General features: G+C 59.7%; 2 protein-coding genes. Both read left to right on the forward strand.

The features are described 5' to 3' along the window. A partial coding sequence (locus Q7U76_08985; protein MDO8356509.1) for a potassium-transporting ATPase subunit KdpA occupies positions 1-463 on the forward strand: 463 nt, incomplete at its 5' end. A 25-nt stretch (positions 464-488) separates the two neighbouring features. Further along, the coding region (kdpB, locus tag Q7U76_08990; protein ID MDO8356510.1) for a potassium-transporting ATPase subunit KdpB at positions 489-1,997 on the forward strand (1,509 nt) is incomplete at its 3' end.

The following is a 1,997-nucleotide window of genomic DNA, read 5'->3' on the forward strand; positions in this document are numbered from 1 at the left end:
GATCGAACCCTATGAGATGAAGATGGCCTCCCTGTTGATCCTGATCATGCCGATGGTAGTCCTCGGTTTCACGGCCGTGGCCTCGGTGACAGGCGCTGGCACCAGCTCGATTTTGAACCCGGGCCCCCACGGGTTCAGTGAGATGCTCTATGCCTATAGTTCGATGGGGAATAATAACGGCAGCGCGTTCGGCGGACTGAATGTCAACACACCCTTCTACAACCTCACTGGCGGGATCGCAATGCTGATCTCCCGCTTCTGGTTGGCGATTCCCACGTTGGCCTTGGCCGGCGCGCTGGCGAGGAAGAAACTTGTGCCGGCCGGCCCCGGAACCCTGCCGACCCATACGCCGCTGTTTGTCGTGCTGCTGATCGGTGTCGTCGTGCTGGTGGGAGCCCTTACCTTCGTGCCTGCACTGGCCTTGGGTCCAATCATAGAACATATCCTGATGGTGAGCCGATAACAGCGCTGGAGTGGAGGATTTTGAGATGACAACGCAAGATAAGAGAAGGCCATTGTTCGATCCTAGGATTATGCGACGAGCGCTGCTGGAATCCTTCCGGAAGCTGCATCCGCGCCACCAAATTCGCAATCCGGTCATGTTCGTGGTCGCGGTCGGGAGTGTGCTGACGACCGTCCTGTTCTTCCAGGCGCTGTTCGGGACAGGCGAAGCGCCTGTCTGGTTCATCCTCGCCGTCTCGCTCTGGCTTTGGTTCACCGTGCTGTTCGCGAACTTTGCCGAAGCGATGGCGGAAGGGCGCGGAAAAGCACAGGCGGAATCGCTGCGCAGTTCCCGGCGTGAAATGAACGCGAAAAAACTGGGCGAGCCTGAGTCCGGCGACCAGTATCTCAGCGTTCCCTCCTCCATCGTCCCGGCGAGTACCTTGAAGCGGGGAGACGTCGTGTTGGTGGAGGCCGGAGATTTTATCCCCTGCGACGGGGAGGTCATCCAAGGCATCGCCTCGGTGAACGAAAGTGCCATCACCGGTGAAAGCGCCCCCGTCATTCGAGAGAGCGGCGATCGCAGCGCCGTGACGGGCGGCACACGCGTCCTGTCGGACTGGTTGGTGATACGGATCACGGCCAATCCAGGCGAAACATTTCTGGACCGGATGATTGCGATGGTCGAGGGGGCCACGCGCCAAAAGACTCCGAATGAGATCGCGCTGAACATTCTGTTGGCAGCGCTGACAGTCATCTTCCTTTTGTCGACGGTGACGTTGTTGCCGTTCTCTCTGTACAGCGTGCAGGCCATGGGGGAGGGGACGCCAGTCACCGTGACGGTGTTGGTGGCACTGCTCGTCTGCCTGATCCCGACGACGATCGGAGGATTGCTCTCCGCAATCGGGATCGCGGGAATGGACAGAATGGTGCAGGCGAACGTCATCGCCATGTCCGGCAAAGCCGTGGAAGCGGCAGGCGACGTGGATGTGTTGCTCCTCGATAAAACCGGCACCATTACATTGGGGAATCGGCAAGCGACCGAGTTCCTTCCGGCCGACGGAGTGAGCGATCAGGCGCTGGCCGATGCGGCCCAGCTCTCGTCGCTGGCGGACGAGACACCGGAAGGACGCAGTATCGTCGTCCTGGCCAAGGAAAAGTATGGATTGCGTGCGCGCGACATTCACGAGCTAGGCGCGACATTCATTCCTTTTACGGCTCAAACGAGGATGAGCGGCGTCAATTTGAACGGGCGGGAAATACGCAAGGGGTCTGATGGCGCAATCGAAGCCTATGTGACGGAACGGGGAGGCCACTTTTCTCCAGCGGTTCGCCTACATGTGGAGAAGATTGCGAAGCAGGGGGGTACCCCGCTGGTCGTGGCGGAGGGGCCGAAAGTGCTGGGCGTGATCTACCTGAAAGATATCATCAAGGGCGGGATCAAAGAGCGGTTTGCCGAATTGCGACGGATGGGGATTAAGACCGTCATGATCACCGGCGACAATCCGCAGACTGCGGCGGCCGTGGCTGCGGAGGCTGGTGTGGACGATTTCCTG

Source organism: Nitrospirota bacterium (genome assembly GCA_030645475.1).
GTDB lineage: Bacteria > Nitrospirota > Nitrospiria > Nitrospirales > Nitrospiraceae > Palsa-1315.